This is a genomic window from Salinimonas chungwhensis DSM 16280 (assembly GCF_000378185.1).
Taxonomy (GTDB): Bacteria; Pseudomonadota; Gammaproteobacteria; order Enterobacterales; family Alteromonadaceae; genus Alteromonas; species Alteromonas chungwhensis.
In genome coordinates, this window is the sequence record NZ_KB899386.1 from 21295 (window position 1) to 47489 (window position 26195).

A 26195-nucleotide genomic window follows, 5' to 3' on the forward strand; every position below is an offset into this window, starting at 1 on the left:
ATAAATAGTGAAAATTATCGGCGCAAAAGTGATTGTATGCTCTCCTGGGCGTAACTTTGTGACCTTGAAGATCATGACTGACGAAGGTGTGTATGGCGTGGGTGATGCCACCCTGAATGGCCGTGAAAAATCGGTGGTCAGTTATTTAGAAGACTATATGATTCCAGCGCTAATCGGCAAGGATCCGCAGCGTATTGAGGATATCTGGCAATACTTCTATCGCGGAGCCTACTGGCGTCGCGGGCCTGTAGGCATGACTGCTCTTGCAGCAGTAGACGTGGCGCTATGGGACATTAAAGGAAAGATTGCCGGGCAGCCTGTTTATCAATTGCTTGGCGGACGCAGCCGCGATCATATTATGACTTACACCCATGCCAACGGAAAGTGCAAGGCATCAACCCTTGAGGAGGTGGGAGAGGCTGTTGATGCGGGTTATAAAGCGGTGCGGATTCAGTCCGGTGTTCCGGGAATGGTAAGTACTTATGGAGTGGCAAAAGAAGGCCGCAAATACGAGCCGGCAGATGCAGACCTACCGTCTGAGAATGTCTGGTCGACAGAAAAGTATCTTAATTTTATGCCAGAATTATTTGATGCGGTTCGCAGCCAGTATGGCTACGATGTCCATCTGCTGCATGATGTACATCACAGGCTAACACCGATTGAGGCGGCAAGACTGGGTAAGAATCTGGAGCCATTTAGATTATTTTGGCTGGAAGATTGCGTGCCAGCTGAAAATCAGGAAAGCTTTAAGCTTATACGTCAGCACACCACCACGCCACTGGCAGTCGGTGAGGTATTTAACTCAATTCATGACTGCCGGGAGCTTATTCAGAATCAGTACATTGATTACATTCGCTCAACAATTGTGCATGCCGGGGGCATAACCCAGGTTCGTCGCATCGCGGACTTTGCTGCCTTGTATAACGTACGCACCGGCTTTCATGGTGCCACCGACTTATCGCCGGTTTGTCTGGGCGCTGCACTGCACTTCGACTACTGGGTACCCAATTTTGGTATTCAGGAACATATGCCCCACAGTGAGGAAATGGAGTCAGTATTTTCGTTTGATTACACCTTCGAAAAAGGTTTCTTTACCCCAGGTGAGACGCCAGGTCACGGGGTGGATATTGACGAGAAGCTCGCTGCTAAGTACCCGTACAAACGGGCCGCATTGCCGGTTAATCGATTAGAAGATGGTACGCTCTGGAACTGGTAAAGTAGGCTTATTACCGCTGTATAAAGCACGCAGCGGGTAAAATATAAAAATAAAGCGGTGCGCAAGCGCACCACTCAATCAAAATATTTTATTTTCTTGAAAACGATCTGGCGAAAAAGCCTGCTATAGCTAAAGAAAAGATAGCCAGTGTTCCAGGTTCATTCACTGATACCTGGTTTTCTTCTATTTGTTCTCTTGTAACATCGACAAACGTCGATGAGAAAACGCTCGCAAAAGCAGCACCACCATTTCTGAAGTCATCTACGCCCCAGGATGAGCCCCCTGTAGCTAAAGCTAAATTTACGTAGTCTGGAATGGTAGAGCCATTTCCATATGTCGCATGCGCATTTTCGCACACATCATAACTATCCGTGGTAATCACATAACCGTTTCCTGTAGCATCCATTCCTGATGCAGAACGACCATCACCACACTGGTAACTAGCACCCACTAGCACGTTAAGTGTAATATCGTAAGCATTCAATTTTTCCAGAACGTCTTGATATTCAGAGGTTGTGAAGAATGGGTCACGATCCTCATCAGTGATAAGCATGATATTCTTTGTCGCTGAGTTTCTGAAATCATAATTATCTATTGCAAACTCTAACGCTTCATATCCATCCTCGGTGCCGCCAGAGGTTACAAGATCTTTTGACGCTATATCAAACTCGCTCGCGCTACCCCATAACTCCCCACTTTCCATATACTGAGCGTGACCCATCTGACCGTTAGGGCCATAAGAATCACCATAGCCGACTAGTCCATAACGTGGATCGAAGATATCATTCCCGGCAGCTCGCAGTAGCTCATTATCTAACTGAGAAATCATGCCTCCAAGCCATGAATGCTCGTTTGACATAGACCCAGACTCATCAACAACTGTGATGATATCTGTAACTATAGGAGAAGCGAAAGAGCTGAAAGATAAAGAAGTAGCAATTGCCAAAGCGCTGATTTTAATTTTTTTCATTTAATAAAACCTGTGTATTTTTTAATTCCATTTTAAGAGGGAAGTTAATCCCGGCGGCTTTAAAGCAAAATGCAGGCCACACAATAACTCTTTGATAGTTATAGATTTTAAATTTAATGGTATTGTACCTGTAAAGTTACTTGACGGTAATTACCACTAGCTTTTATCTGCAATTATTAATTTATATTCTGAAATTAAAAAATGGAATACATACAAAAAATTTTGTTTTTTGTTCTGCATGCTTTTCGTACATTTTTTTGAATTGTAAGCTGGTGTTATTGAGTCAACTTTTTAATCGCATGAACCCGTGATTGGATTTCACATTTAACACTGTTCGAAACTTAGGAAACCGCATCATGCTCGTTAGGTGCATTTCTATCAATATCATTCATCTGCGCATTGGTATCGCCAACTAAGTCGGAGTTAGAGGTGTCCACATCCTCTATATCTTCTATGACATCGCTGGCTTTGGCTGCCAGAGTTCGAACCGTCGGTAACAACGCCAAATCCACGACCGGCCCCACCCACCCGGCTTCAACGGCAACATATAATGTCAGCAGATTTGTTTATTCGGTATGACTTAAAGCGATGCCCACAATATTGCAACTATCAGCTGCTTGTGCTGTTAACCTTTCGCTGCTTTCATGAGCTGTTGTCACTAGTTGAGAGATTGAATCTGAAATTTCCTGTGCAGCGGCTAATGAAGATATGGCTTCATCTGTATACTGTGAGGTGGTTACTGACTTATCTGTATTAAATTCCTGCCAAAATTTTTATATTGCTCAGAATTGATTAAAAAGGGCTTAAAGAATGCTCGGTGATGCTTTTCAATAACTTATGTTTAAAAGTGCATGGTTCGCGTCCAGCACTGTGCCATCAAGTTCAAACGCAATCATGCCCATGTGCCAGAAAATAGCCAGGAAGTTTTCAGTTCGTTCTTACAGCTTTTCGCGGGGGACTGTGCGGCTTTTCACTTTTTTCTTAAAAAAGCATCAGTATCTCTCTTGGTACTTAAATTAAGCTATACCAGCCACTAGCGATGCATGATGCTGCAGTGAGTCACCTATTACTCATCTGTTTTGGTGAGGGTTTAGATTCCGGGTTAATTAGCCAAAAAAGAATCAGTAAGCTATCCGCTCACTTTCCAGACAGATTATATTTATGTGAAATTAATTTTGAATTGTTACATATCTATTTCAGTTTAGAGTTGGCGATCATGACTTTTAATGCAGTTTCTTGCTTTGCTTTAAGGTTTGTTTTATTTGTCAGGATGTCAATCTGTTATCTTTCTATTTCCAGTTAAATTAGATAGATAGCTTTTTTAATCTGGTCGGTGTTGCTCTGTGTCCTAAACTATATATCCTCTGAAGTATAAATTTTATTTGTAAGTGAAGCTGAAGTTCAACATAAGGGATTACAAATGACAGTAGCTAACGCGCCCGCGCCAACGACAGAGATCCCACCCTTAACTGATTTAACATCGGCAGAGCTGGTGGAAATCGCGCTTAAGCGCGGTGAGGGCAGGCTGGCGGCAAATGGGGCACTGGTGGTAGAGACGGGTGCGCGAACTGGCCGTTCCCCGGCTGACCGTTTCATAGTAAAAGAGCCCTCTACACAAGACGACATTGACTGGGGAGCAGTTAATCGTCCTTTTGATGAAGGAAAGTTCAATGCATTATGGGGCCGTGTTGACAGCTATCTGTCAGAGCGCGAACACTTTCTCTCACATTTGCAAGTGGGCGCAGATGCCAACCACGCGCTGCCGCTGAAGGTACGCACAGAAACCGCCTGGCAACATATTTTTGCCCAAAATCTTTTTATTCGTCCGGACATCTGGAATCCGAATGACGAAGCAGTATGGAAGGTGATGAATGTACCGGGCTTTTCCTGTGAGCCTGAGCGGGATGGCACAAACAGTGATGGGGCGGTTATTATCAACTTTGCACAGAAAAAAGTCTTGCTGGTGGGAATGCGTTATGCCGGTGAAATGAAAAAGGCCATGTTTTCTGTGCAAAACTTTTTATTACCCGGACAGGAAGTTTTACCCATGCATTGCTCTGCCAATGTCGGTGAAGACGGCGATGTAGCGCTTTTCTTTGGATTGTCAGGAACGGGTAAAACCACCTTATCAGCCGACCCGCAAAGATTTCTTATCGGCGATGATGAGCACGGCTGGGCCCCCGGCAGTGTGTTTAACATTGAAGGCGGCTGCTATGCTAAATGCATCGATCTGTCACATCAAAACGAACCGGTAATCTGGGATGCAATTCGCTTCGGAACGATCCTGGAAAATGTTGTATTAAACGCTGCGCGCGAACCCGATTATACCGACACTTCGCTGACGCAGAACTCGCGAGCTGCCTATCCGTTGACCCATATTGAAAAACGGACAGCTGAAAATCGTGGCGGTGAGCCTCACTCTGTTGTGTTTTTAACCTGTGATGTCAGCGGTGTGTTGCCGCCGGTGGCAATTTTAAGCGAAGAGGCCGCGGCGTATCATTTTTTAAGCGGGTATACGGCGAAGGTCGGTTCTACAGAAATTGGCTCGGTTGCGGATGTGGAATCTACTTTTTCCACTTGTTTTGGTGCACCATTTTTTCCACGTCCAGCAGGCGTGTATGCGGAGTTACTGAAAAAGCGGGTGCGTGAATTTGGTGCGAATGTGTATCTGGTCAACACCGGATGGACAGGAGGACCTTATGGTACGGGCACACGGTTTGATATTCCAACCACCCGGGCGATCATCGATGCCATCGTAAACAAAAAGCTCGTCGGCGTGGAGACGGTTCATATTGACGGACTTAACCTGGATGTGCCAGTAAGCGTGCCAGGTATCGACGATACGCTACTGATCCCCAGAAATACCTGGCAAGACAAGCAGCAATACGATGAGTTCGCCGCTAGTCTTATTCGGGAGTTTAATAAGAACTTTGAAAAATATGCCGTGGATGAAAATATCGTATGGGCCGGACCCAGGCAAGAATAGAAAGAGCCCGCTGCAAGCGGGCTCTTTTTGGGGTTTGTTGGTCAAAGATATTGTTACTCTACGATGGGTTCCACCTTCATCTGCGCAGGCACCGCAGTAGCGTCAAACCAGTATCGATAGGTCTCAGCAACGTCAATATCAATGGCTGAATCACCGCCGTTTTCGTACATAGGGAACCAGTAACCAAGAGTATTTTGGTTACTGGCACCAAAGTTAATCGACCAGCTCTGCGTGGCCACTTTAAAATAGGTAGTGCCTGCAGTCTGTGCTACATCTGCAGTGTAGATTCCCATCCCCACATATTGCATTGGATGCGCTGTTCCCCAACTGTTCATTGTACCGCGCAGGTACAGGGTTTCAGCAATGGGAGGTACATCCTCAGCTATTGTAAGGATCGGGCTTGCCGGGTTGGAGGCGTCAAGACTAACAATATAAGCGCTGCTGACTGGCGCGATAAACGATAAGTCCTGACTATCACCGCTGTTGATGACATCCCACGGTGTATCTGTTTGCACAGTCTGTCCGGGGCCGTTAGCGCCGATATTAACGCTACTCCAGTTGGCATCAGCAATTTTGAAGGTATGGCTACCAGCGTCCAGTGCTACGGAGCCTTTATACATACCGTTGCCTTTGTATGATAATTCAAACGTCTCGGTGGCCGACCAATTGTTCATTGTACCTCGAACAAAAATCGGAACATTGTAGGGGCCGGTATCTTCCGGTGGTGTAATCGCATCAGATGTAATGGTGAGAATGGGAGCCTGCACATCCTGCGCCGTCAGCTCGAACTGGTATTCGGCAGTTTGGGGAATAGACAAAGTAAGATTGTTGCCCCCATTTTGCAGCGTCGCTTCACCTCCAACGGGCACGTTGAATCCACCACCGATATTGGCCTGCCCAAACGCCTCGTCGGCAATCTTAAATGTATAATCACCGGCCGCCAGCGTAGTTGTCAGTGAGTATGTCTTGTTGCCCTGATAGGTGAACGGATCGCTGGTGGCCCAACCGTTCATATCCCCACGCAAATAGATAGGCTGATCACCGTATGGTGGCAAGGCTGAAATGCCACTGCCCTGGCTACCTGACTGCGGTTTAACCAGTACAGCAGTAGTCAGCCGGGGGACGCTAACACCCTCAGTTGTAATGGTTATCTCTGTGAGCGCCGGATCGGATGCTGTCTGCTGGACTGGGTGCAGCATCAAATCACCAAAGCCGGTCACTGTCTGCGTGCTGTCAGTAGCATTAATCACTACCAGCACAGCGTCGTGCGCCGGGTCGATATCCGTGACACCGTGCCCATCATCGATACTCATTACAATCAGGCCCTGGGTCTGGGCTGTGCCGGTATTGTGAAAAGTAACCCGCCGGCGGATATCTTCCAGGGTCCGCAGTTTAAACAGCGGCGAGCTTTTACGCACGCGCAGAAAATCCTTGAACTGTTCGCTGGCGGCGTGCATCGCCTGAGCGTCAATGGCTGAATTTGGGTTTGCGCTAATACCACGTATTTCAGGCCAACGGTTCTGATTATCCTGAGCCAATGGCAAACCTGTATTCCAGGCGTTGTTAGTGGCGGTGAAATCTACCAGATTGAACCAGTCGCCGGCATCATAGGTGTTTCTATCCATTGACTTGGAACGAAGTAGTTCGCTGCCCATGTGCAAAAATGGAATGCCCTGACTCAACAGCGGAATCGACAGAGCAATACTTTGTACCCGCACTCGGTCGTCAAGAGGCATAGCGGAAGGAAGATTATATTGTAACTGGTCCCACAGCGTTTCATTGTCATGTTTGGAAACGTAATGAACGCTGTCAGCGGGATCTTCGGCATAGGCAGCACTTTGTCCGTTCCAGTCGTAATCTTCGCCTTTTACCATCTCGCCACCGGCGGTGACAAATTCATAGCCACTCAGGCTCCCTGCCATAGACAGGCGAATCAGGTCTTGCTGATTTGTACTGCCATTATTTTTGAATAACTCTGCGCTGCGAACAGCCTCCCGCAAGCGGTCATTAAATGTCCCTACCTCGGTACCGGCCATGCCATACTGCGAAGCCTGTGGGAACCGACGGTCATTTACCACTTCCCCAAAGTTCCAGCCTTCACCATAGAACAGGGTATCTGCATCTACCTCACGCACTGCTTCGCGGGCATCCAACACCGCCTGCTTAGGAATATGTCCCATCAAATCAAAGCGGAAGCCGTCGAAACCAAAATGCTTTGCAAAACTGACCAGTGAATCGTTCATCAGCTTCGCCATCATGCGGTGTTCAGTGGCAGTATTTTCACAGCAGGTGGAATTTTCTATGGCGCCGGTTACTTCATTCAAACGCTGATAATAGCCCGGTACAGCTTTATCAAGCACCGAGGTGTCATACAAACCCGATGAGGCCGTGTGGTTATAAACCACATCCAGAATTACCTGCAGACCCATATTATTAAGCGCCATCACCATCGCCCGCATTTCTTTGATACGTGCCTCACCGTCCGGGTCGGTGGCATAGCTGCCTTCTGGTGCAGCAAAGTGATGTGGGTCGTAACCCCAGTTAAAACCATCCAGCCTGCGCATACTGTCAATCAATGCCTGCGCATCAGTGCTGGCCGGATCGTAACCTTCCAGAACATCCCACAACACAGCTGAGTTTGACTCAACGCCACACACGGGGGCATCAGGTACAGTGGCACACAGCCTGCCCACAGTATCGGTTAAATCAACACGACTGCTTTCGTCTTCGTTGATGGAGGCAATATCATTGGCCGGTAAAAGATGAATGTGGGTCATTCCGGCTTCAGCCAGTGATGCAAGATGGTTTACAGGCGTAGAGTTTTCTTCTGTAAAGGCCATATATTTGCCCCGGTATTCCGGTGTTACCGATTCGTCCCTGATACTGAAGTCGCGGATGTGCGTTTCATAAATTACCGCTTCTTCCGGTGCCGGCAAAGCAGGGCGCATACGTGAATTCCAGCCTTGCGGCGCTAAGTCTGCGGCATAGGTATCATCCAGATTAACAAACTGGCTGAACTGACCGTTGGTGGACAAGCTTACCGAATAGGGATCACTCGTGTGAACCACTTCCATCGACTCAGTCAGGGGATGATAAACGTCAATTTCGTATTGATAGAAAAGTCGATCCAGCGCGGCTGCGTCACCCTGATACCGCCAGATTCCTGAGTTTTCATCATAATCCATCGCAAACTGTTCGACAGGCTGCTTGTTATCGTTGAAAACATTGAGTTTTACAGCCGTCGCGGTGGGCGCCCAGATAGCTGCAGTAATCTGACTATCTGTGTAGGTGATGCCGAGGTTGGCCTCATCAGCATCATTATTGCCACTGGTATAGAGATGATCCAGCAAGCGGGGTATCTGAACTCGAGTGATATCAACGATTTCTCCTTCGCTATCCCGTGCCACTGCCATCAATTGTTGTTTTACAAGCATCTTCGCCCGGGAAACGTCAGTATTCAGAGTGAACCCTGTGAAATTATCCATATGCGGTAGCTGCGCACGGATAGCGGCGTCAACATTTGCTAACTGCATCGGCAGATACTGGGTGCCGTTGAAATTACCATCATCCAGACTTAGTGACGCATCGGTTGAGTAATACAGCGAGTAAGACTCGGCTGCATCGCTGTCTACACGCCATAGCAAGGTATCAGTATCAATCCAGTGGGCGCGGGCCCCGTCGATAGACGCTGGACGGCTGGTGAGCGGCGAATACCAGATCTCGGGATAGCCATGAAAAGTAAAACCTTCCTGACCTTGCGATGGATCAAAACGGCTGTTGGCATTACCCAATGCCTTGTCATCGCCTTTGTGCACAATAAAGTTATAACAAGATGCGCCCGGCTCAATATTCAGAATGTAGTACGCCCCATAGTCAGGATGAATGCCATCGGCAGGATAAGGGTCGGTCCAGTTATTAAAATACGTGCTGGTGGCAGTAGGCGCTGCATAATTGCCACATCCTTCGCCATTCCACAGATGTAAGCCCCAGTTCTCATAATTTTCGTCATCACGCGAATAAAACACAGCGATCTGGTTAGCTGCCAAATCCAGGCCGGTTGCGGTGCTCGTTTCTGTTAACAGCCGTAGGTCAAAACTGACTCGCTCACGACTGATGTTCATTTTCACCGGTAGCGAGTGTGAATCCCCCGGCGCCAGGGCTATGCCTGCTATATCGATGAAGGGCGTGTTTTCATCCGCACCCGTAGCATTGATTATGGCGTGGTTAGTAGCATCAAACATCAGCCTGAGCGGCGTATTGAGGTCGCTGTCACCTGTATTGGTGATGGTCACCACGCTGACCAGTTGTTTATTGACTCTGTCGAACGTTGGGCGCGGCGTATAATCGACACCGACGTTTTCAAGCTGCGTCCACTGAGCCAGTCCCGAGGCGCTAAATAACAGCAATACTGCGGTTATTATTGATATGAGAGGTTTATTCATCAGGGCTTACTCCTGCGCAGCCGGTTTATTAGTGCGTCGGCGCAATGCGGCCAGCGTACACAGGCTTGCCAAAATGCCGGTAGCAGGCGCGGAGACTGCTACTGCTTGTGCGGTTAACTGAACATTGTCGATGTTGAGGACCGACATGAGTGGCTCATCAGTGGGCGAGAACGCATCGAACAACTGAAATTCCAGGGTCCAGTTACTCATGGTGTACAGAGAGCTATCCAGCACCGCAGTAAAGCTGTCACTACCATAGGAACTTACCGGATCGATAAGATACCCTGGCATACCCTGCGCGTTAAACGGCGCACCCGAACCATCAGAAAGGTATACGGAAAAGTAGTCGCCAGCTTGAGCATCGCCGTCCGTGCCACTAAATGTCCAGTCAAAGGATAACGTCAAATCATTTTCAGAGGCAGATAAATCCAGCCCTGTAAACAGAGTGTTAGCATAAAAAGCGGTGGAGGTGGTCATATCATCGACCATGATGTTAGCACTGCAGTTTCCTGCATCATTGGCTATGGTGAAATCTGCAGTATTGCCCGGAGCACCAAGGCCATCTGTATCCTGCTGCCAGCCGCTGAAATCACAGGTGGCAAAGTCGCCGTTAACAATGCTGGCTTCGGCGTTAGGTAAGTACACGAGTAACGAGGATAATGTGGCAAGTGCAAAAAGGTTTTTCATAAAGTTTCCTTCTTAATAGATACAGGGAGGCATCATAAAAGAGGAAGACCTCATCAGATGCGCATTGTTAACTGAATGTAATTGCCATGTATCCTAAATGAGGAAATTTTGTACGCCTAGCTAAAGACTAATGAATACGTATGTAATAAAAAATATACCTGTCGATAGAAGGGATTCAAATGAGGAAGGTCTGAATAAAAAATAACCTTTAGAGGTGGTGAAGGGGCATGTCGGGGATAAAAAAAGAACTGATGATTATGCCAGTTTCTCTGCCTGGCAATAGTTAATAGTTAATAAATAATACAATTTAAAAAACTGAGTGCTCAAATTCTGCGTAGGGAATGTTACAACTCGTGTTCCTTGGGTCCTGAACCGGCCCATATGTAGTAGATGCGACTTCTTATAAGACAATGAAGGAGCCACCGATGAGAAAGACACCACTGGCAATTTGCCTGGTTAGTTTATTCAGTTTTCCCGCCTATATGGCACAGGCACAAGTTGCTGTTGAACCTGAAAATGGTTATGCAATGGGGGACAAAGTTCCCCTTCCTGAACCATACGCTACCAAGTCTGCGGAACGCCGCACAAAAGTCATTCCATGGCCTGATAACCAGACACCCCAGGCACCTCAGGGCTTTACGGTAAAAGCGTTTGCTGATGACCTTGAGCACCCTCGCTGGTTGTACCTTTTACCCAATGGTGATGTACTGGTCGCGGAGTCCAATGACGCCGAAAAAGGCAGTGCTGATCGCATAACGTTACTCAGAGATACCGACAACGATGGGGTGGCTGATGAGCGCCATGTATTTCTGGAGCAGGGGTTGAATCAGCCCTTTGGAATGACATTGGTGGATGGTCAGTTTTATGTGGCCAACACCGACAATATCACTCGCTATGATTACACTGAAGGTGCTGATGCCATCAAAGGAAAGGGCGAAGTGATTCATTCACTGCCCTCCGGCGGCTATAACCACCACTGGACCAGGAATATCGAAGTCAACGATACAGAGGATAAGCTACTACTGACTATTGGCTCATCCAGTAACGTCGGTGAACATGGTATGGATAAGGAGGAGCGTCGTGCCAAAATATTCACTGTTGATTTAGACGGTGGCAATGAAGAAGTATACGCCTGGGGTTTGCGTAACCCTAACGGGTTGGATTATAACCCGGTAACCGGCGAACTGTGGGCGGCAGTAAATGAAAGAGACAAGCTGGGCGACAACCTGGTTCCTGACTATGTTACCAGTGTGAAAAAAGGCGGTTTTTACGGCTGGCCCTATAAATATTTTGGTGAACATGTCGATCCGCGGTGGAAAGATAAAATGCCTGAGGATCTTCCGGAACAAACTCTCGTGCCGGATATTGCGCTGGGTAATCACTCGGCCACGATGGATTTAGAATTTTATCAGGCTGAAGCATTTCCTGAGCGCTATCACAATGGATTGTTTGCTGCGCAGCACGGTTCGTGGAATCGGGCAAAATATAATGGCTACCGCGTCGTATTTATGCCATTTGAAAATGGTGAGCCCACCGGCGAAATCGAGGAGTTTTTGGGTGGCTTTATTAAAAGTATGGATACCGATGAAGCGTATGGCCGACCCACAGCGGTGAGAGTTACAGATAATGGCATGCTGCTGGTGGCAGATGATGATGGCAACGCTATCTGGTCTGTGCAGGCTGACCAAAAGTCTAATTAGTATCAGGTTAAGGGCGGCATATACTTGAAGGTGTAGAAATTGAAGAATCAACAGGCGGTGACATTTGCCGCCTGTCTGATTGTGTTCTTCGCATTCAAAAAGGGAGTAAGTTATGCCGTCACAATTTCCTTATACTGCGTACTTTGATCGAAGATTTAACTGTGAGGCAGTCAAATTACTGCCCGGAGAACACCTTGCTACCGCCCAGCACAAAGTAATTATCGCGACACTGGGCTCAAGTGTTTCTGCATGCCTGTTTGATCCCATTGCCGGTGTTGGCGGGTTAACCCACTTTTTATTGCCTTCTGATTCTCATGGCTTTTGGTGTCAATCATCTGTACATGCTTATGCAATACAGACTCTTGATACGTTGTTAGGCGGTGTGAAACAACTGGGAGGCCAACATATCCGGTTAAAGGTAAAATTGTTTGGTGACGCAAATCTTTTGCAAATGTCCGGTAAAATATCTTCATCTTGGGAAACCGTTACTGCGAATTTTGTCACCAATTATTTTCAAAGTCAGAACATCGCTATTATTAATGGCGATCTTGGCCAAACCTATGCCAGAAAGATCTATTTTTTTCCTAAAACCGGCGATGTGCTGATGAAAAAAATTACCCGCCTCAACAACGATACAATTTTTGCAAGAGAAAGCGAATATCGTTACCAACTCAGTTTACAACTCAGGTCCAGCCAGCCGACTTCAGGCGATTTTAAGCAACACAACGCCACTAACGATTAACAAAACGCCGGAAACTCTGAGTAAGGTTGCCGGGTCCTGATAGAATAATACCCCCACCAAAAATGTACCGGCTGCACCAATTCCGGTCCATACAGCATAAGCGGTACCGATTGGGATTTGCTTTTGCGCAAGATACAAAAAGAAACCACTGGCAACAATAAAGACCACCGCCATAGCAACACCGACGAGGCGGGTGCCTGGTGTCTGTGCCATTTTTAAACCTACCGGCCAGCCTATTTCAAGCAGGCCTGCTACAATTAAATAAATCCAGCTCATCGCTACACCTCCACCAAAAAGATTGAAAAAGACGTCTCACTATACGCCAATACACAATGCGAGATACACGCGTATCATTACCGCGCAACAGCGCTTGTTTTTAACAAAGTTGTGATTTTTGAGGACAACTGTCCTAATGGAATCGATACCTGCTTTCCCAATCTTATTCGACAAATCCGGCGTACAAGTTCTGAATCCTACCAGTAATAAGGACAAATTAATGTCAGATGCCGAACTTTCAATGCGTCAGTTGGGAAAATCCAACATAGAAATTAGTCGAATCGGGCTGGGCTGCTGGCAGCTCGGCGGTGATTTCGGGGCAATAAGTGAAGAAGCTGCGCACAATATTTTAATGCGCGCGGTCGATGAAGGTATTCGATTTTTCGATACTGCAGATGTTTATGGCGCGGGGCAAAGTGAACGCTTTTTAGGGCAATACATCAGCCAGCGAAGCGATGTGGTTATAGCGACAAAATATGGCAGGGGCGAAGGAACCTACCCTGATAATTACAGTTTCAACAATATGCGCGATGCCGTAATGCGCTCTCAGGATAGGCTTCAGCGCGATACCATCGACCTGTTGCAGTTACATTGTGTGCCATTTTCTGTGCTCAAGGCGCGGCATATTTTTGACTGGCTGGAAGAGCTCAAAGTAGAAAACCAGATTAGCGCATATGGCGCCAGTGTCGAAACTGTCGAAGAGGCACAGTTCTGTCTTGATCACAGTGAGGTTACTTCGCTGCAAATCATCTTCAATATGTTAAGACAAGATGCCGTTTCTAAGTTATTTGACCAGGCGCTGGAAAGTAACACGGGCATTATTGCAAGGCTCCCACTGGCCAGTGGCCTGCTATCTGGCAAACTTTCTGCCTCATCGTCTTTTGAAGCCGACGATCATCGTAACTTCAATAAAGACGGTGATGCATTTAATGTTGGTGAAACATTTAACGGATTGACCCTGGAAAAGGGTGTCGAGCTAGTTGATAGCCTTGAAGCGCAGTTTAAACCTTCAAACATTACAATGGCACAGTTTGCCCTGCGGTGGTGTTTGGATCATAAGGCGGTAACCAGTGTCATTGCTGGCGCGAGTAAACCCGAGCAGGTTACACAGAATGTCCAGGCTGAACATACTGAAGCTTTATCGGAGCAGTTACACAAAGAACTGGCTGAATTTTACAAAACGCAAGTGAGAAGCCATATCCGGGGCGATATCTGAGGCTGCTGACATTTATCATTGCACCAAAAAAAAGGAGCCGTAACGGGCTCCTTTTAGCGGGATAAACAGATTTTACATCTTAAACAGTACTTTGACATCACCGGTTACGGCTGATGCATCCACCACGCCGATAGTGTTGCTATCCGACGAAACCTTGCTGATAACATCGCCTGCGCCGATGGTTTCTGGCGGCCGACCACCGCCAGTAAATGCCAGCTTCGCCCAGTAAGCTTTAAACTGGCTGGGTGAGCGAGATAATACTTTTTCGATAAACTCGTCAGACGCGGAACCGCTTGCCATGATTGGTTTCATAGATTTATCTTTGCCTAGAAAAATCTGGCTGACTTCTTCCTGACCCATGGCAGCGCTGTTACCGCTGTTGACAATAACTGCAATTTCCGCCTGAGCCGGCACAGCCAGCATCAAAGTAGTCAGAACAAAAGTATGTTTTTTAATTGTGTTGATTATTTTCATTTTACTGACCCTTAAAAAACCGTAACCAAAGCAACCTGGAATAAACCTGCATCGCTGCCATCGGCCTGCTCAGACTGCGTGTATTCAGCTTTAAATGCGGCAGAGTCATGGAAATCCCAGCGTGCGCCGATAGTGTAGAAAGGCGAGTTACGTCTGCGAAATTCTGTGGCATCTTCAGTTACTGCGAGCAAACCATCCAACTGTGGGCTAAGACCACGTGGTACACCCGACAGGTCCACCGATGTAGATTTATTGCGACCATAGGTAATATGCGGCATAACAGTACCAAAGCGCTTGCCTAACGACACCATCCAGGGGTCGAGCTCACCAACTATCGTTCCCTCAAGATCGCTTGGAATATACTCGGCAACGAACAACCAGTTTTGGTCATCGTATATTACGCCCATTTCCAGACCCGTTGCATCATCATTATTAATTCGCAGATCTTCACCCACGTATGCAAACGGAGTTTGCGCCCAAGCCTCAGCCAACGGATCAACACCAATATCCGCAGAAAATTCAAATTCAACGTAGGTAGTGCGGAATGTCCACCAACCATAATTTATACTGGCTACGGCACTGAAAATATCATCCACATCAAACTCGACCCCATCGGCGCGGGTTGTATTTTCCTGGCCATAATAGAAGCGAACGTTGACCTGAGCATCGCCTACCGAAAAATCATGAATAGAGCCAATACCGTCGAGGCTATCAAAGACTGATTGATAGACTTCCATAGGCGGTGCGATCCAGTGATAAGCGTAAGAAACATCCAGGTAATCTGAATAAAGATAAATAGGGATACGCTGGCGGCCAACCTGCACCCGCCAATTGTCCTGTACCTGATAGGACAGATACGCCCAGGTAAATTCGGGATCCCAGTCATCTTCGCCTTTTGCACGGATCTGAGCGGTAGCACTCAGGCCGTCGCCAAGATCAGAGTAAGCCTGCAACGCAAAGAATGATCCTGTTTTAAATTCAGGACTGGTATCCGTATAGTTGCGAACCTCTGTATCGCTGTCAGTCAGCATTCCGGCAGACAGCGTTCCGAAGCCGCTAAATTCAATATCTGCATGCGCGCCAAAAGAAAAAGCCAGGCCTAGAGAAAGGCAGGATAAAGATTTAAATTTCATTGAAAAATCCAGGGTAATTAGGGACAGGAATAGAGTAGATGAACCAGCGGTATAATATATAAACCAAAGGTAGAGTTAGGATACATATAGCTATAATTAAGTATGCTCTAATATACGTGCTTAATATAAATTTTTGGCGGCAAAAGTATAAAAAAACCCCGCGTTATGAGCGGGGTTTTATCTGACTGATTGTATAGTTTTTTTGGTGTCTTAAACCCGGAACTGTCTGGCGATAGACTCAAGCTTGGTTGCCAAATCGGCCAGCTGATGACTGGCAGATGCAAGCTCCTGAGAGTCCTTACTGGTTTCTTCAGTACGCTGAAATATTGCATCTACGCTGTTCACGATGTTGCGAGACGTCGCTTGCTGAGAGTCTGTTGAAGCTGCAATTTGCGCGTTCATCTGGCTTATCTGATCAATAGTTTGCGTGATTGTGTCCAGACTATGGCCAGCAAGGTTCGCGGTATCGACGCTTTCCCTGGCCTTTTCATTGCCTTTATTCATGACTGTTACAGCCGATTGCGCGGCGCTTTGCAAACGTTCTATTGTGTTCTGAATTTCTTCTGTTGACTGCTGAGTCCGTGATGCCAGGGTGCGAACTTCATCGGCCACCACAGCGAACCCCCGGCCCTGTTCACCGGCACGGGCTGCCTCAATAGCAGCATTGAGTGCCAGCAAATTGGTTTGTTCCGCGATACCTTTAATGACATCCAGTACCACACCAACCTGATTAGAATCATTCTCCAGTTTTTGGATAACATCGGCCGTCTCTGCCACGTTTTCAGCCAGGCTCTGGATACTACTGACCGTATTGCCTACAACCCGCTTGCCTTCGTTGGCAGCATCTGCAGCTTCGTTAGCAGCCGTTGAGGCTTCTGCTGCATTATGAGCTACCTGATAGACCGACTGGCTCATCTGTTCTACTGCAGATTTCGCTTCTGTAGCGGATTCCTGCTGATTCTTGATGGTACGATTGGTATCTGTGGTCAGCGTGTTTAAGTTCTGGGCCAGCGAGGACAGGGGAAGGGTGGTATCCACAATGTCTTTGACCAGGTTTTGCAGGCGCTCCATAAACCGGTTGAAGTAAGTGACCAATTCGCCCACTTCATCTTTGGAGTTAGACTCGATACGTACCGTCAAATCACCATTTTCTTCAGCGATATTTCGTAAAGAACTCACTACCCGGTTCAGGTTACCGCGAATTTCAGAAACAATCGGCCAGGCAGTAGCAAACAAGATAATTGTAGTGAGCAAGCCCATGATAATGCCTAGTAGCAGCAGAAACTGCTGCGCATCATTGTAATCCTCAAAAGCTTTATCAAAGGCTTCAGCACGGCGTTGTTTAAAATTGTTTAAATGGGAAGTAACTTCTTCATAACGCTGGTTCATTGTTTCCAGCTGTGTGCTAAGCGTGGAAAAATCAGCCGTGTCGTTAAGCATTGATGTAGTAATCTGATTAGCCAACACATAGTAGGCATCAAACTCAGCCAGAATATCGTTAACTTCCGCAGAAAGTTCAGGGTCGATACTTTCTATCTGAGCCAGCCGTTGTTCTGTTTTTTCAGCTGACTGCCTGGCCAGTGTCAGCGCGTCAGTATCACCGGTAGTCACAGCACCGGCAAGTGTATCTCTGACTTTTTCCATAGACACCAGCGCTTCAGAGCTTAACTGTAAAGCTGGAAAATCTACATTTTTTGCTGCTTCAAGCTGTTGGGCGTTCTGGCTTGAAATATAGCTGTTGATGACGACAAAAATGAGAAAGCTGGCAGCGCCAATGATGGGAATTAGAAAAATCTTTTTTGCCACTGATAAATTCAGAAGAAACTTCATTGTTACATCCTTTACATCTAATAGTACGTCGATGCACGTACCATTGGACTAGTTGTCATAGCCAGGGTATGAGCAAATACAAATAACTCTTGATGAGTATCTTAGCTACTTTATCGTCACAAAAGGAATGGAACTTTAGATTAATTTAATAAGAGGTGTTTTAGATCAAAGCGCTGATCAATGCTGCATAAGATGCGTAAAAAAATGTTGCATCTGTTTTCCTCAAGGGTATCAATGATGGCATCATTTAACCGCCGACAGTTTATTAAATTAACCTCCAGTGGTCTGTTGCTTGCTGCAGCACCAGCCTGGTCTTTACCTGCATCACAAAAGAAGCTTGGCGTAGCACTGCTTGGGCTGGGTAACTACAGCACAAATTTACTTGCTCCTGCGCTGCAGGACACACAATTTTGTGAATTGCGCGGCATCATTACAGGTAGTCCGGAAAAAGTACCCGAATGGCAGCGAAAATATAAGATCAAAGATGCCAATGTGTACAGTTATGATGATATGGACACTATTACTGACAACGATGATATTGATATTATCTATGTTGTAACGCCGACCGGCACCCATAAGTCATTTTCCGTTCAGGCAGCCAATGCAGGCAAACATGTATGGTGTGAGAAACCTATGGCGATGGATGAAAAGGAGTGTCAGGCGATCATTGATGCGTGTGAAAAAAATGGGGTAAAGCTTGCGATTGGCTATCGCATGCAACATGAACCCAATACGCGCACGTTCGGTGATTATCGCGACAGTCGCCCCTATGGCCCTATAACCGGACTAAGCAGTTTCGCCGGCTATGCTGGTAGTGGTCGGCCAGCCGACAACTGGCGCATGCAAAAGGACATGGGCGGTGGCGCGTTGTATGACATGGGTGTTTATGCAATAAACGGTGCACGTTATATGACAGGTAAAGAGCCGGTCTCTGTTACCGGTCGTCATGAAAAATCTCATCCAAAAGTTTTTACTGAAGTCGATGAAACCACGTATTTTACGATGGATTTTGGTAATGGTGTTACAGCTGACTGCGGAACAAGTGTGGTGAAGGGATTCAATCATCTTAAAACCCAGTGTGAAAATGGCTGGTATGAACTCAAGCCGATGCAGCAATATACCGGCGTCACCGGCTTTACCAGCGATGGCAAGAAACTATCTCCTATCAGTAAAATGCAACAAGCATTGCAAATGGATAATGACGCACAAGCCATCCTGGGCACCGGCCCGGCCCTGGTTACTGGTGCCGAGGGACTGGCCGATATCAGACTGGTAAACGCAATCTTTCGTGCGGCAGATACCGGCAACCCGGTTCGCTTGGGTTAAGCGCAAGAGAGATAAAGGTTTTAGGCTTGTAATTTATCTGCCAGCATAGTGATATCGGTTACCTGTAAATCATGGGAAAGCCCTAGCGGGTAGGGCATCTTGCCAGGACGGTCAATAAAGGCCGTTCGCATACCTGCTGCCTTAGCACCGCTGACATCCCAACCGTGAGCGGCTACCATCATACTGTTGTGAGTGTCCGTCTGCATCGTGTCCACGGCCCATTGATAAGTCTCTGGGTGCGGTTTATAGCGCTTAAGTGTCGAGACACTCAAAATGGTATCAAACAACCTGGCAATACCCGCCTGATGAAGCTGTTTATGAAGTCCTGCCTCAGCGGAATTGGAGAATGCGACCAGGGTGAAGTTCGCGTTTTTAAGGCGGGTAAGGCCGTCTGCCACATCATCATATGCCGGCAGGTTAGTCATGGGGCCGGTAATAATAGACTTGGCTTCTTCCATTGAATAGCCCTTACCCATGCTGTGCGCAACCATAACCAGTGAGGCTGCGCCAATATCTGCAAAATCGTGATACTGACCGGTGGCGCTGTCTACCAGTGAGTGATGTAACAACTGAGAGAACCAGGCTGGTACCAGATTGTCATTACCATTTAGCGCATCAGCAATAGCAGATTTGATCCCAGACATATCGAGCAATGTTTCGTTAACATCAAAAAAAAGCGTGGTTGGTGGGGTAGATAACGTTGTCATGCTAACTCCTGTAGCCGTGGGTTTATAAGATGAACGCCTATCTTTTTAAGATAGGCTTCATATTTTTGCCAAAATAACTTCATGAATATGCATTTTCATGTATACTCACCGCCCGATCTGCGTACCGAGCGCATATCTGTATATTCCCTATACAAATCTATCAATAAAGCACTCACCCAGACGGAGAATAGCATGTCAATTCATTCGCTTACGCTGCGAACCTTTCATCCTGCGCGTTTATCTGCTGTTACCCTTGCTATCGCGGCCGCTATGGTGCCCTGTGTGGCTACTGCGCAAACCGCAGAACAGGCCACTGGCGACGATGTCGAAAAAATCATGGTCACTGCCCGTAAGCGTACAGAAAGCATTTACGAAACGCCTACAGCCGTATCTTCCATTGGCGAAGGGATAATTGACGATACTAATGTCACCAACCTTGATGATGTTGGCAAGTATGTGCCAAATCTTAATATCAGCCGCTATGGTGCCGGTAACAGCGGACATGCTGCGGTATTTATTCGTGGCATCGGTCTGCAGGATCATATTATTACCACCGATCCTGGGGTGGGCGTATATCTCGATGGCGTTTATCTGGGCCGGCAGATGGGCGCGAATATGTCATTGCCCAATATTCAGCGGGTTGAAGTATTGCGTGGTCCGCAGGGAACACTCTATGGCCGAAACACTTTGGGTGGTGCGGTGAACATTATTACCAAGGCACCTGGCTCACAGGATTTGGCGACTGTAGCGGCAAAGGTGGGTACCCGCGGCCGACTCGCTACCGACCTGTATGTGAACAAAGATATCAATGATGATTTCAGTGTGTCGGGTACTGCCTCGTTCAAACAACGTGATGGTGTCGGTACAGCGGTAAATTTAGAAGATCCAGAGCGTGAAATTGGTGAAGAAAACGAATACAGCGGCCGAATCGCCGCAAAATATGTAGTCAGCAGTGATTTTTCAGTGACGGTGTCTGCAGATTTTGTAGAAAACGAAGCTGGTCAGTCTCCGTATACCATTGAGTTCATCCCGGGCGGGCCTGAACAATTTTCCATTGACGATGGCGAGTTCTATCTGCTTGAGCCTTCACTGATTCCAAACGATCCTGACGATTTAGGGACAACGGTTGCTGGTATCGAATCGACGGCCTATTCGGGCTGGGGGGCGGCATTGACCGCCGAATGGACGGCAACTGATAATCTTGACGTTAAGTTTCTGGCCAGTAAGCGTGCGTCAGATTATGAGGGGGGCCTGGACGATGACGCCTCGCCGTTGAATCTATCGGAGTTTCCTGAAACTGGCGATGCAGATCAGACATCTTTAGAATTGCAACTAAATGGTACATTCGACAATTTTGATTTTGTCTCCGGTTTGTACTATTTCACCGAAGAAGGCACTACGGCGTCAGGTCCCTGGACCTTTAGCCCCTTCAATGTTCCAAACGGCCGTCTGAATGATGGTACCCCAGTTACCGAGGTGTGTAGTTTTTGTGGTGATTATGGCTTTTTCGATATAAACCAGGAAACCACAGCTTATGCTGCCTACGGAAATATCTCTTACAGTTTGACTGATAAGCTCAATGTTGGCGGTGGTCTGCGCTATTCTCGTGATGAAAAGGATGCTGATGCACTATTTCCTTCATTTGGTGAGCGAGCGTTTCGCAGTGTCGATTTCAGTGAAGTAACCTGGGATGTGAACGCTGGTTATAATCTGACCGACGACCTGAATATGTATCTGGCGGTACAAAAAGGGTATCAGACAGGGGGCTTTCCGCCGCGTCCATTTGGTGGCCCGGCACAGTTTGTTTCATTCGATGAAACCACGGCTATCAACTACGAAGTAGGGTTTAAAGGCGCAATCGGCGATCGTGTCACCTTTATGTCGGCGTTCTTTTTAACTGATTACACCGACTTGGCTCTGCCATTTTCTGACCCCCAGGCCGGTGGCGGATTTGTCACAATTGTAGAAAATGCCGGAGAGTCGCGCTCACAGGGTGTCGAGCTGGAGCTTACTGTGGATGTCACGGATAATTTCGTCGTACGTTCTTCTGTTGGGTTCCTTGATGCGGAGATTACCAGTCTCGATGAAGGCGTAGTGGGTATTGGGGAAGGCGACGCGCCGGCATTATCACCCAAGTGGACATTAATGATTGCGCCCACCTATTTCCACGAACTCAATGATGGCGCGTTAGTATCTGCCAGCGTTGATTTTTCATTTCGGGATGAGATGCAGGGGCAATCGGTTTTCAACCCTTACGAAACCATTGATGCCCGAGAGTTGGTAGGCTTCAACGTAAGCTATGAACCAGCTGCGGGTGACTGGTCGCTGAGCTTGTATGGCAAAAATGTCTTTAACGAAATTTATGACCAGGGTCGACTTGCACAGAATGGTTATGTGGGTATCGTGCGCAGCAATGACCGCAGCGAATTTGGCTTACGCTTTACAAAAAGTTTTGACTTATACTAGATAAATAAACGTTGAAAAAAGCCTGTATTAGGCGTAATGCCGATCAGTTAAGAATTTAATGATCGGTTGACCGGACTTTTGAAGGGTTAAAAATCCGATATCAGTTCCTGATATCGGATTTTTTTATGCCTCTTCACAGCCTTCTTGATGACACCTTTACTGCTGCTGACGAACTTAACTCTGTCGACAAGTGTAAGTCGTTTTTAGACCCTGAGATATTGGAACAGGCGTTTGAATATTCAGGTATTGCAACGGTGCGGCGCAGACGACTGCCCCTTGAAGCCGTGATGTGGTCTGTCATTGGTATGAGCTTGTTCCGCAACGAGCCAGTATGGAACATTGCTAGCAAACTGGATATTTCATTACCCGGTAAAAATAAGCTGGTTGCACCCAGTGCATTGGTGCAGGCGCGTCAGCGACTTGGAGATGAAGCGGTAGGTCGTGTCTTTCATATGTTGGCGCAACGCACTTTTCAGCAAGAGGCCTTCGAGCAGTGGTGTGGACTGAACTTACTGGCTGTGGATGGGGTTATGTTTCGAGCTCAGGACACACAGGAGAACCTGGCCGAGTTTGGGTGCGAGCGTAATAACCACGGCGATGCTGCCTACCCCCTGATTAGGATGTGCAGCCTGATGGAAACTTCCAGCCACATGCTACTTGCCAGTGAGTTCGACAGCCGCAGCGTGGGAGAAATGACGCTTGCCCAGAGGCTGTTATCATCAGTGCCGGATAACTCGCTTACCTTGTTTGATAAAGGATACTATTCATTAGGCCTGCTGCATCAGTGGCGGCAAAAAGGCGAGCAGACACACTGGATGCTGCCTGCACGTAAAGATTTACAATACACCATCAAACACCAGCTCGACGAGAATGATGCCGTGGTTGTTTTAAAAAGCACGCCTCAAGCCAGAAAAAAGTTCGATGACCTCCCTGAAGTGATAGAAGCCCGCCTGACCCGTTACCAGTTGGATGGGAAAGCCTACCGGGTATTAAGCTCTACGACAGACACGCTGCGTTATCCTTACGATGAGGTGGTTGACGTGTACACCCAGCGCTGGGAGATTGAAGTGGGCTTCAGGGAGATGAAGCAGGGCTTACATCAAGCCAGGCTCACACTGCGCAGCAAGAAACCTGAAATGGTCAGGCAGGAGTTGTGGGGCCTATTGCTGGCATAAAATCTCGTGCGCATGGCTATGTTGGATGCAGTGAAGTCTACTCCGGACGTTGCCCCTTCAAGATTAAGCTTTAGTCTGTGCATGAGACAGGTCGTGACCTTCTTCATCTCTACCACAATACGGAGTCCCAGTAAGCTACCAGAGCATTACAAATACCTGTTAGAAACGCTACGAATGCTGGAATTACCCAACAAGAAACCGAAAAGAAGCTACCCTCGAGTAGTGAAGGGAAAGCCTCAGAAATATCGTAAAAAGAAAAATGCCAGTCAGCTTAACTGATTGGCACTACGTATTATGCGGGCTTTTCATGCAGATTGCGCTGTTAGCGAAGCTGATTTGTGGATAGGTTATTGTCTTGTAATATTCGATGAAATGCAGGAAAGCAGTCGAAAAAAAAGAGAGCCAACTAACTCTCTTTACTTGGGAGATAATCGCTTAGAACCACTGATAAGACAGACTAAGTCGCACGGATCGCGGCATTATATAGCGGCCGTTCGGCGCCTCGGGATTACGGGGGTCGCCCTCGGTAATGCCTAATTCATCGGTAAGATTATCTACTGACAATTGTACCTGGAGGTTGTCGGTGGGATTTACCATAACACCAACATCGACCTTCTCGTATCCCTCAAGAACCACTGTATTTTCATTATTTCCGAAGCGATCATCTACAGCTGACAACGTCGCGTATATCGAACCGTAAACATTATCGCTCAGGTCGAAGCCGTAGCTTGGCGTCACCCGAACTTGCCAACCAGGCTGACGTTGGGCTTCATTACCCTCATTCGTCGCGCTGGCAGTAATTTCAGTTTCCTGGAAGGTGGCGTTTAAATCCACAGAAAAGCCAGAATGGTGGTAGTAGCTACCATCCAGTTCTATACCGTAAGCTTCATTAGTCAAAATTTCTGCGGGGGCACCAGGGCGGCGAACAAATGTATCCCCTTCGACTTCATTAACAAAGGCGGTAGCGAAAAACTGAACACTGTCGTTCATGAATTTGTAACCAAGCTCGGCTTGCGTGACTTTCTGGATCAGATCGTTTCCACCGGTATATGCTCCCCAGTTGTCACGAAAATCATCGAAGTAGGGCATTTTATAACCACGGTTTGTGCGAAGGAACACACCACTTGTATCGTCTAACGCATAATTGGCACCAAGCGTCCAAGACATTTTGGTTTCATCATACTCTAGCGCTTTGGTAATTGTGCCATCCAAGCCTTCATCTACTGAATAATTGACTTCGTGATTTTCTCGACGCAAGCCTAAATCAATGCTCAAATCTGTGGTTGCGTACCATTTACTGGTTGCATAGAATGCAAAGGTACTGGCATCCCCTACTGAGTTAATATCGTAGTTGAAACCGCAGCCTTCAGCGTTATTGTTACATTCAATACCATCGAGCAACTCGCCGCCTGGTTCCAGCACATGGTAGGCCGTATTACCAATACTCCACCAGTCCTCTGACTTTGTAGAGGCACTATAAATACCAAATGAGACATCAATATCTTCCCAACTTTTGGAAATCGCTAAGTCGTTGGTAAATGCTTCAATATCTTTTAGAACAACCCAGCGACCTATTTGTTGAATAGGCGTATCGCCTGAATAAGTTGTTCCCGTCACCGTTCCAACTGCTGATTCTCCATTGTCTGCAACCGCTGAAACTGTCACCGCAGGACCATTAGGTACAAGACCAAAGGTGTTTGCTTTTCCTTTTGTCAGGTTAAAGCGGTCGATGAGGAACCAGTCATTGGATAAATCTATTTTAAGACTTCCGCCACTCACATGGCCATCCCATCCTCGCCCATCACCAAAATCAAAAGTCTCGGTCGTATTGTCCGAGCCGTATGTAATAGTAGCTTGTCTATTCAGAGGACCTATTTGTGTATAATTTGCATCTATACCATCTACATCAAGGGGCGTGGGCAGATACCATGTACCACGATCGTCCGTTTGACGGGTATATAAATTCAGCTCTCCTTTATCAAATACTTTCGTTAGATTAACCGTGAACTGATTCCCCTGTTCTGAATTAAAGCCGGCGTCTCTGATCCCTTCAGAGCTCTTGATATAGCCACCCATCATATAATAAAAGTCATCAGCAAGTGATCCGCTTGCAACGACATCAACACGATTCAGGCCATAATCAGAGACGGTATATTTTGCCATAGCTTCCGAGGACTCACCGCCCCGTTTCAATCTAAAGTTAGTTGTTAAACCTGGCTGTCCGTTGCTTACCACAGGGTTAGGTCCGCCGCGCAGGCCTTCAACCATTTCAATGGTTTCATCGATACGGAAAAGCTGTGAGTTTTCTAAAAAAGATAATGTTGGAGCTGGATATATTGGTGAACCCTCAAGCGCGATGGTAAGAAAGGGGGCATCACCCCCACCGGGAAAACCACGAACAAAAACGTTAGCACCAGATTCACCACCGGAACTTTCAACCCAGACGCCCGGAATAGCTTTGAAAAGGTCGGCTGTTGATTTGGGAGCAAGCCGTTCAATGTCGCTGGCATCTATATTGGTAACCGCGAAGCTAGCATCGATTTTACGGATCCCCGCACCTCCGGGAGTGCCGCTAACTACGATGACTTCGGTGTTTTCTTTAGTTGCCTGCGCTTGCGCCAGTGCAACCGGACTAGATAGTGCTATGGAGACCGCACTAGCGAGTAAACCTGTTGAGAACCGCTTATCCATTGAGTGCTCCTGAATATTTAGCATGAGTTTGTTAATTAGGTGGCGACCTTTGTTAATAGCTTGTCAAGATTCGCCGCGTTTTGTAACAAACTAGATCTTTTTGCAAACGATTGCAACGGATAAATGCAATCGTTTGCAAAAAGAGTGATAAGTTGATG

At 47.1% G+C, this 26195-nt stretch carries 18 protein-coding genes; 8 read left to right on the forward strand and 10 right to left on the reverse strand.

Annotated features, from left to right (window positions below; all coding sequences use genetic code 11):
• Positions 1 to 7 precede the first annotated feature (7 nt).
• Complete coding sequence (gene manD / locus F458_RS0114465) at positions 8 to 1216, forward strand: D-mannonate dehydratase ManD (RefSeq protein WP_018984147.1); 1209 nt, start codon at positions 8 to 10, stop codon at positions 1214 to 1216.
• An 88-nt stretch (positions 1217 to 1304) separates the two neighbouring features.
• On the opposite strand, the gene F458_RS0114470 is transcribed toward manD, so the two are convergent.
• Both F458_RS0114470 and F458_RS0114475 read right to left on the reverse strand, forming a co-directional pair.
• Positions 1305 to 2186 carry a vWA domain-containing protein gene (locus F458_RS0114470; RefSeq protein WP_018984148.1) on the reverse strand — a complete coding sequence of 294 codons (882 nt, stop codon included), beginning with the start codon at positions 2184 to 2186 and terminating at the stop codon, positions 1305 to 1307.
• Between the two features lie 341 nt (positions 2187 to 2527).
• Positions 2528 to 2698 carry a hypothetical protein gene (locus tag F458_RS0114475; protein WP_211213204.1) on the reverse strand — a complete coding sequence of 57 codons (171 nt, stop codon included), beginning with the start codon at positions 2696 to 2698 and terminating at the stop codon, positions 2528 to 2530.
• Between the two features lie 908 nt (positions 2699 to 3606).
• Here F458_RS0114475 and F458_RS0114480 point away from each other — a divergent pair.
• A complete protein-coding gene (locus F458_RS0114480; protein ID WP_018984150.1) occupies positions 3607 to 5172 on the forward strand; it encodes a phosphoenolpyruvate carboxykinase in 1566 nt (521 codons plus the stop codon).
• Between the two features lie 53 nt (positions 5173 to 5225).
• Here F458_RS0114480 and pulA read toward each other — a convergent pair whose 3' ends face one another.
• Together pulA and F458_RS20215 are read right to left on the reverse strand one after the other, a co-directional pair.
• A complete protein-coding gene (gene pulA, locus F458_RS0114485) occupies positions 5226 to 9614 on the reverse strand; it encodes a pullulanase-type alpha-1,6-glucosidase (RefSeq protein ID WP_018984151.1) in 4389 nt (1462 codons plus the stop codon).
• Positions 9615 to 9620: 6 nt separating this feature from the next.
• The gene (locus tag F458_RS20215) at positions 9621 to 10301 is read right to left on the reverse strand and encodes a hypothetical protein (protein ID WP_018984152.1); all 681 of its coding nucleotides are present in this window, start codon (positions 10299 to 10301) and stop codon (positions 9621 to 9623) included.
• Positions 10302 to 10726: 425 nt separating this feature from the next.
• Here F458_RS20215 and F458_RS0114495 point away from each other — a divergent pair, with 425 nt between their 5' ends.
• Complete coding sequence (locus F458_RS0114495) at positions 10727 to 12001, forward strand: PQQ-dependent sugar dehydrogenase (RefSeq protein WP_018984153.1); 1275 nt, start codon at positions 10727 to 10729, stop codon at positions 11999 to 12001.
• 112 nt (positions 12002 to 12113) lie between these two features.
• The gene (locus F458_RS0114500) at positions 12114 to 12743 is read left to right on the forward strand and encodes a hypothetical protein (protein WP_018984154.1); all 630 of its coding nucleotides are present in this window, start codon (positions 12114 to 12116) and stop codon (positions 12741 to 12743) included.
• Here F458_RS0114500 and F458_RS0114505 read toward each other — a convergent pair.
• Entirely contained in the window at positions 12705 to 13019 is a 315-nt protein-coding gene (locus F458_RS0114505; protein WP_018984155.1) for a DMT family transporter, read from the reverse strand. The genes F458_RS0114500 and F458_RS0114505 overlap by 39 nt on opposite strands.
• A 220-nt stretch (positions 13020 to 13239) precedes the next feature.
• Here F458_RS0114505 and F458_RS0114510 point away from each other — a divergent pair, with 220 nt between their 5' ends.
• Positions 13240 to 14235, forward strand: a complete 996-nt coding sequence (locus F458_RS0114510; RefSeq protein WP_018984156.1) for an aldo/keto reductase — start codon at positions 13240 to 13242, stop codon at positions 14233 to 14235.
• 72 nt (positions 14236 to 14307) lie between these two features.
• On the opposite strand, the gene F458_RS0114515 is transcribed toward F458_RS0114510, so the two are convergent.
• The 3 genes from F458_RS0114515 to F458_RS0114525 form a co-directional block, all read right to left on the reverse strand.
• Positions 14308 to 14709: a hypothetical protein gene (locus F458_RS0114515; protein ID WP_018984157.1), complete on the reverse strand. Its 402-nt coding sequence runs from the start codon at positions 14707 to 14709 to the stop codon at positions 14308 to 14310.
• Between the two features lie 11 nt (positions 14710 to 14720).
• On the reverse strand, positions 14721 to 15842 hold the full coding sequence (locus F458_RS19690) for a porin (protein ID WP_018984158.1): 1122 nt from the start codon (positions 15840 to 15842) through the stop codon (positions 14721 to 14723).
• Between the two features lie 210 nt (positions 15843 to 16052).
• Complete coding sequence (locus F458_RS0114525) at positions 16053 to 17672, reverse strand: methyl-accepting chemotaxis protein (protein WP_018984159.1); 1620 nt, start codon at positions 17670 to 17672, stop codon at positions 16053 to 16055.
• Between the two features lie 237 nt (positions 17673 to 17909).
• Between F458_RS0114525 and F458_RS0114530 the strand changes: the two genes are divergently transcribed.
• Positions 17910 to 18998 (forward strand): Gfo/Idh/MocA family protein, encoded by a 1089-nt coding sequence (locus F458_RS0114530; protein WP_156824266.1) that lies wholly within the window; start codon positions 17910 to 17912, stop codon positions 18996 to 18998.
• Between the two features lie 20 nt (positions 18999 to 19018).
• Here the strand turns inward: F458_RS0114530 and F458_RS0114535 are convergent, their stop codons facing one another.
• Positions 19019 to 19705 (reverse strand): haloacid dehalogenase type II, encoded by a 687-nt coding sequence (locus F458_RS0114535; RefSeq protein WP_018984161.1) that lies wholly within the window; start codon positions 19703 to 19705, stop codon positions 19019 to 19021.
• A gap of 192 nt (positions 19706 to 19897) precedes the next feature.
• On the opposite strand from F458_RS0114535, the gene F458_RS0114540 reads away from it, so the two are divergent.
• Both F458_RS0114540 and F458_RS19695 read left to right on the forward strand, forming a co-directional pair.
• Positions 19898 to 22171, forward strand: coding sequence for a TonB-dependent receptor (locus tag F458_RS0114540; protein WP_018984162.1), 2274 nt, complete (start codon positions 19898 to 19900; stop codon positions 22169 to 22171).
• A gap of 125 nt (positions 22172 to 22296) precedes the next feature.
• Positions 22297 to 23346 carry an IS4 family transposase gene (locus F458_RS19695; RefSeq protein ID WP_018984163.1) on the forward strand — a complete coding sequence of 350 codons (1050 nt, stop codon included), beginning with the start codon at positions 22297 to 22299 and terminating at the stop codon, positions 23344 to 23346.
• 435 nt (positions 23347 to 23781) lie between these two features.
• Here the strand turns inward: F458_RS19695 and F458_RS0114550 are convergent, their stop codons facing one another.
• Positions 23782 to 26037, reverse strand: a complete 2256-nt coding sequence (locus F458_RS0114550; protein WP_018984165.1) for a TonB-dependent receptor — start codon at positions 26035 to 26037, stop codon at positions 23782 to 23784.
• Positions 26038 to 26195 lie beyond the last annotated feature (158 nt).

Coding starts and splice junctions, on each gene's coding strand:
- F458_RS0114525 (WP_018984159.1), bottom strand. CDS start 17,672: ATGAAGTTTCTTCTGAATTTATCAGTGGCAAAAAAGATTTTTCTAATT.
- F458_RS0114470 (WP_018984148.1), bottom strand. CDS start 2,186: ATGAAAAAAATTAAAATCAGCGCTTTGGCAATTGCTACTTCTTTATCT.
- F458_RS20215 (WP_018984152.1), bottom strand. CDS start 10,301: ATGAAAAACCTTTTTGCACTTGCCACATTATCCTCGTTACTCGTGTAC.
- F458_RS0114535 (WP_018984161.1), bottom strand. CDS start 19,705: ATGACAACGTTATCTACCCCACCAACCACGCTTTTTTTTGATGTTAAC.
- F458_RS0114530 (WP_156824266.1), top strand. CDS start 17,910: ATGGCATCATTTAACCGCCGACAGTTTATTAAATTAACCTCCAGTGGT.
- F458_RS0114550 (WP_018984165.1), bottom strand. CDS start 26,037: ATGGATAAGCGGTTCTCAACAGGTTTACTCGCTAGTGCGGTCTCCATA.
- F458_RS0114480 (WP_018984150.1), top strand. CDS start 3,607: ATGACAGTAGCTAACGCGCCCGCGCCAACGACAGAGATCCCACCCTTA.
- F458_RS19690 (WP_018984158.1), bottom strand. CDS start 15,842: ATGAAATTTAAATCTTTATCCTGCCTTTCTCTAGGCCTGGCTTTTTCT.
- F458_RS0114505 (WP_018984155.1), bottom strand. CDS start 13,019: ATGAGCTGGATTTATTTAATTGTAGCAGGCCTGCTTGAAATAGGCTGG.
- F458_RS0114515 (WP_018984157.1), bottom strand. CDS start 14,709: ATGAAAATAATCAACACAATTAAAAAACATACTTTTGTTCTGACTACT.
- F458_RS0114510 (WP_018984156.1), top strand. CDS start 13,240: ATGTCAGATGCCGAACTTTCAATGCGTCAGTTGGGAAAATCCAACATA.
- F458_RS19695 (WP_018984163.1), top strand. CDS start 22,297: ATGCCTCTTCACAGCCTTCTTGATGACACCTTTACTGCTGCTGACGAA.
- pulA (WP_018984151.1), bottom strand. CDS start 9,614: ATGAATAAACCTCTCATATCAATAATAACCGCAGTATTGCTGTTATTT.
- F458_RS0114500 (WP_018984154.1), top strand. CDS start 12,114: ATGCCGTCACAATTTCCTTATACTGCGTACTTTGATCGAAGATTTAAC.
- F458_RS0114495 (WP_018984153.1), top strand. CDS start 10,727: ATGAGAAAGACACCACTGGCAATTTGCCTGGTTAGTTTATTCAGTTTT.
- F458_RS0114540 (WP_018984162.1), top strand. CDS start 19,898: ATGTCAATTCATTCGCTTACGCTGCGAACCTTTCATCCTGCGCGTTTA.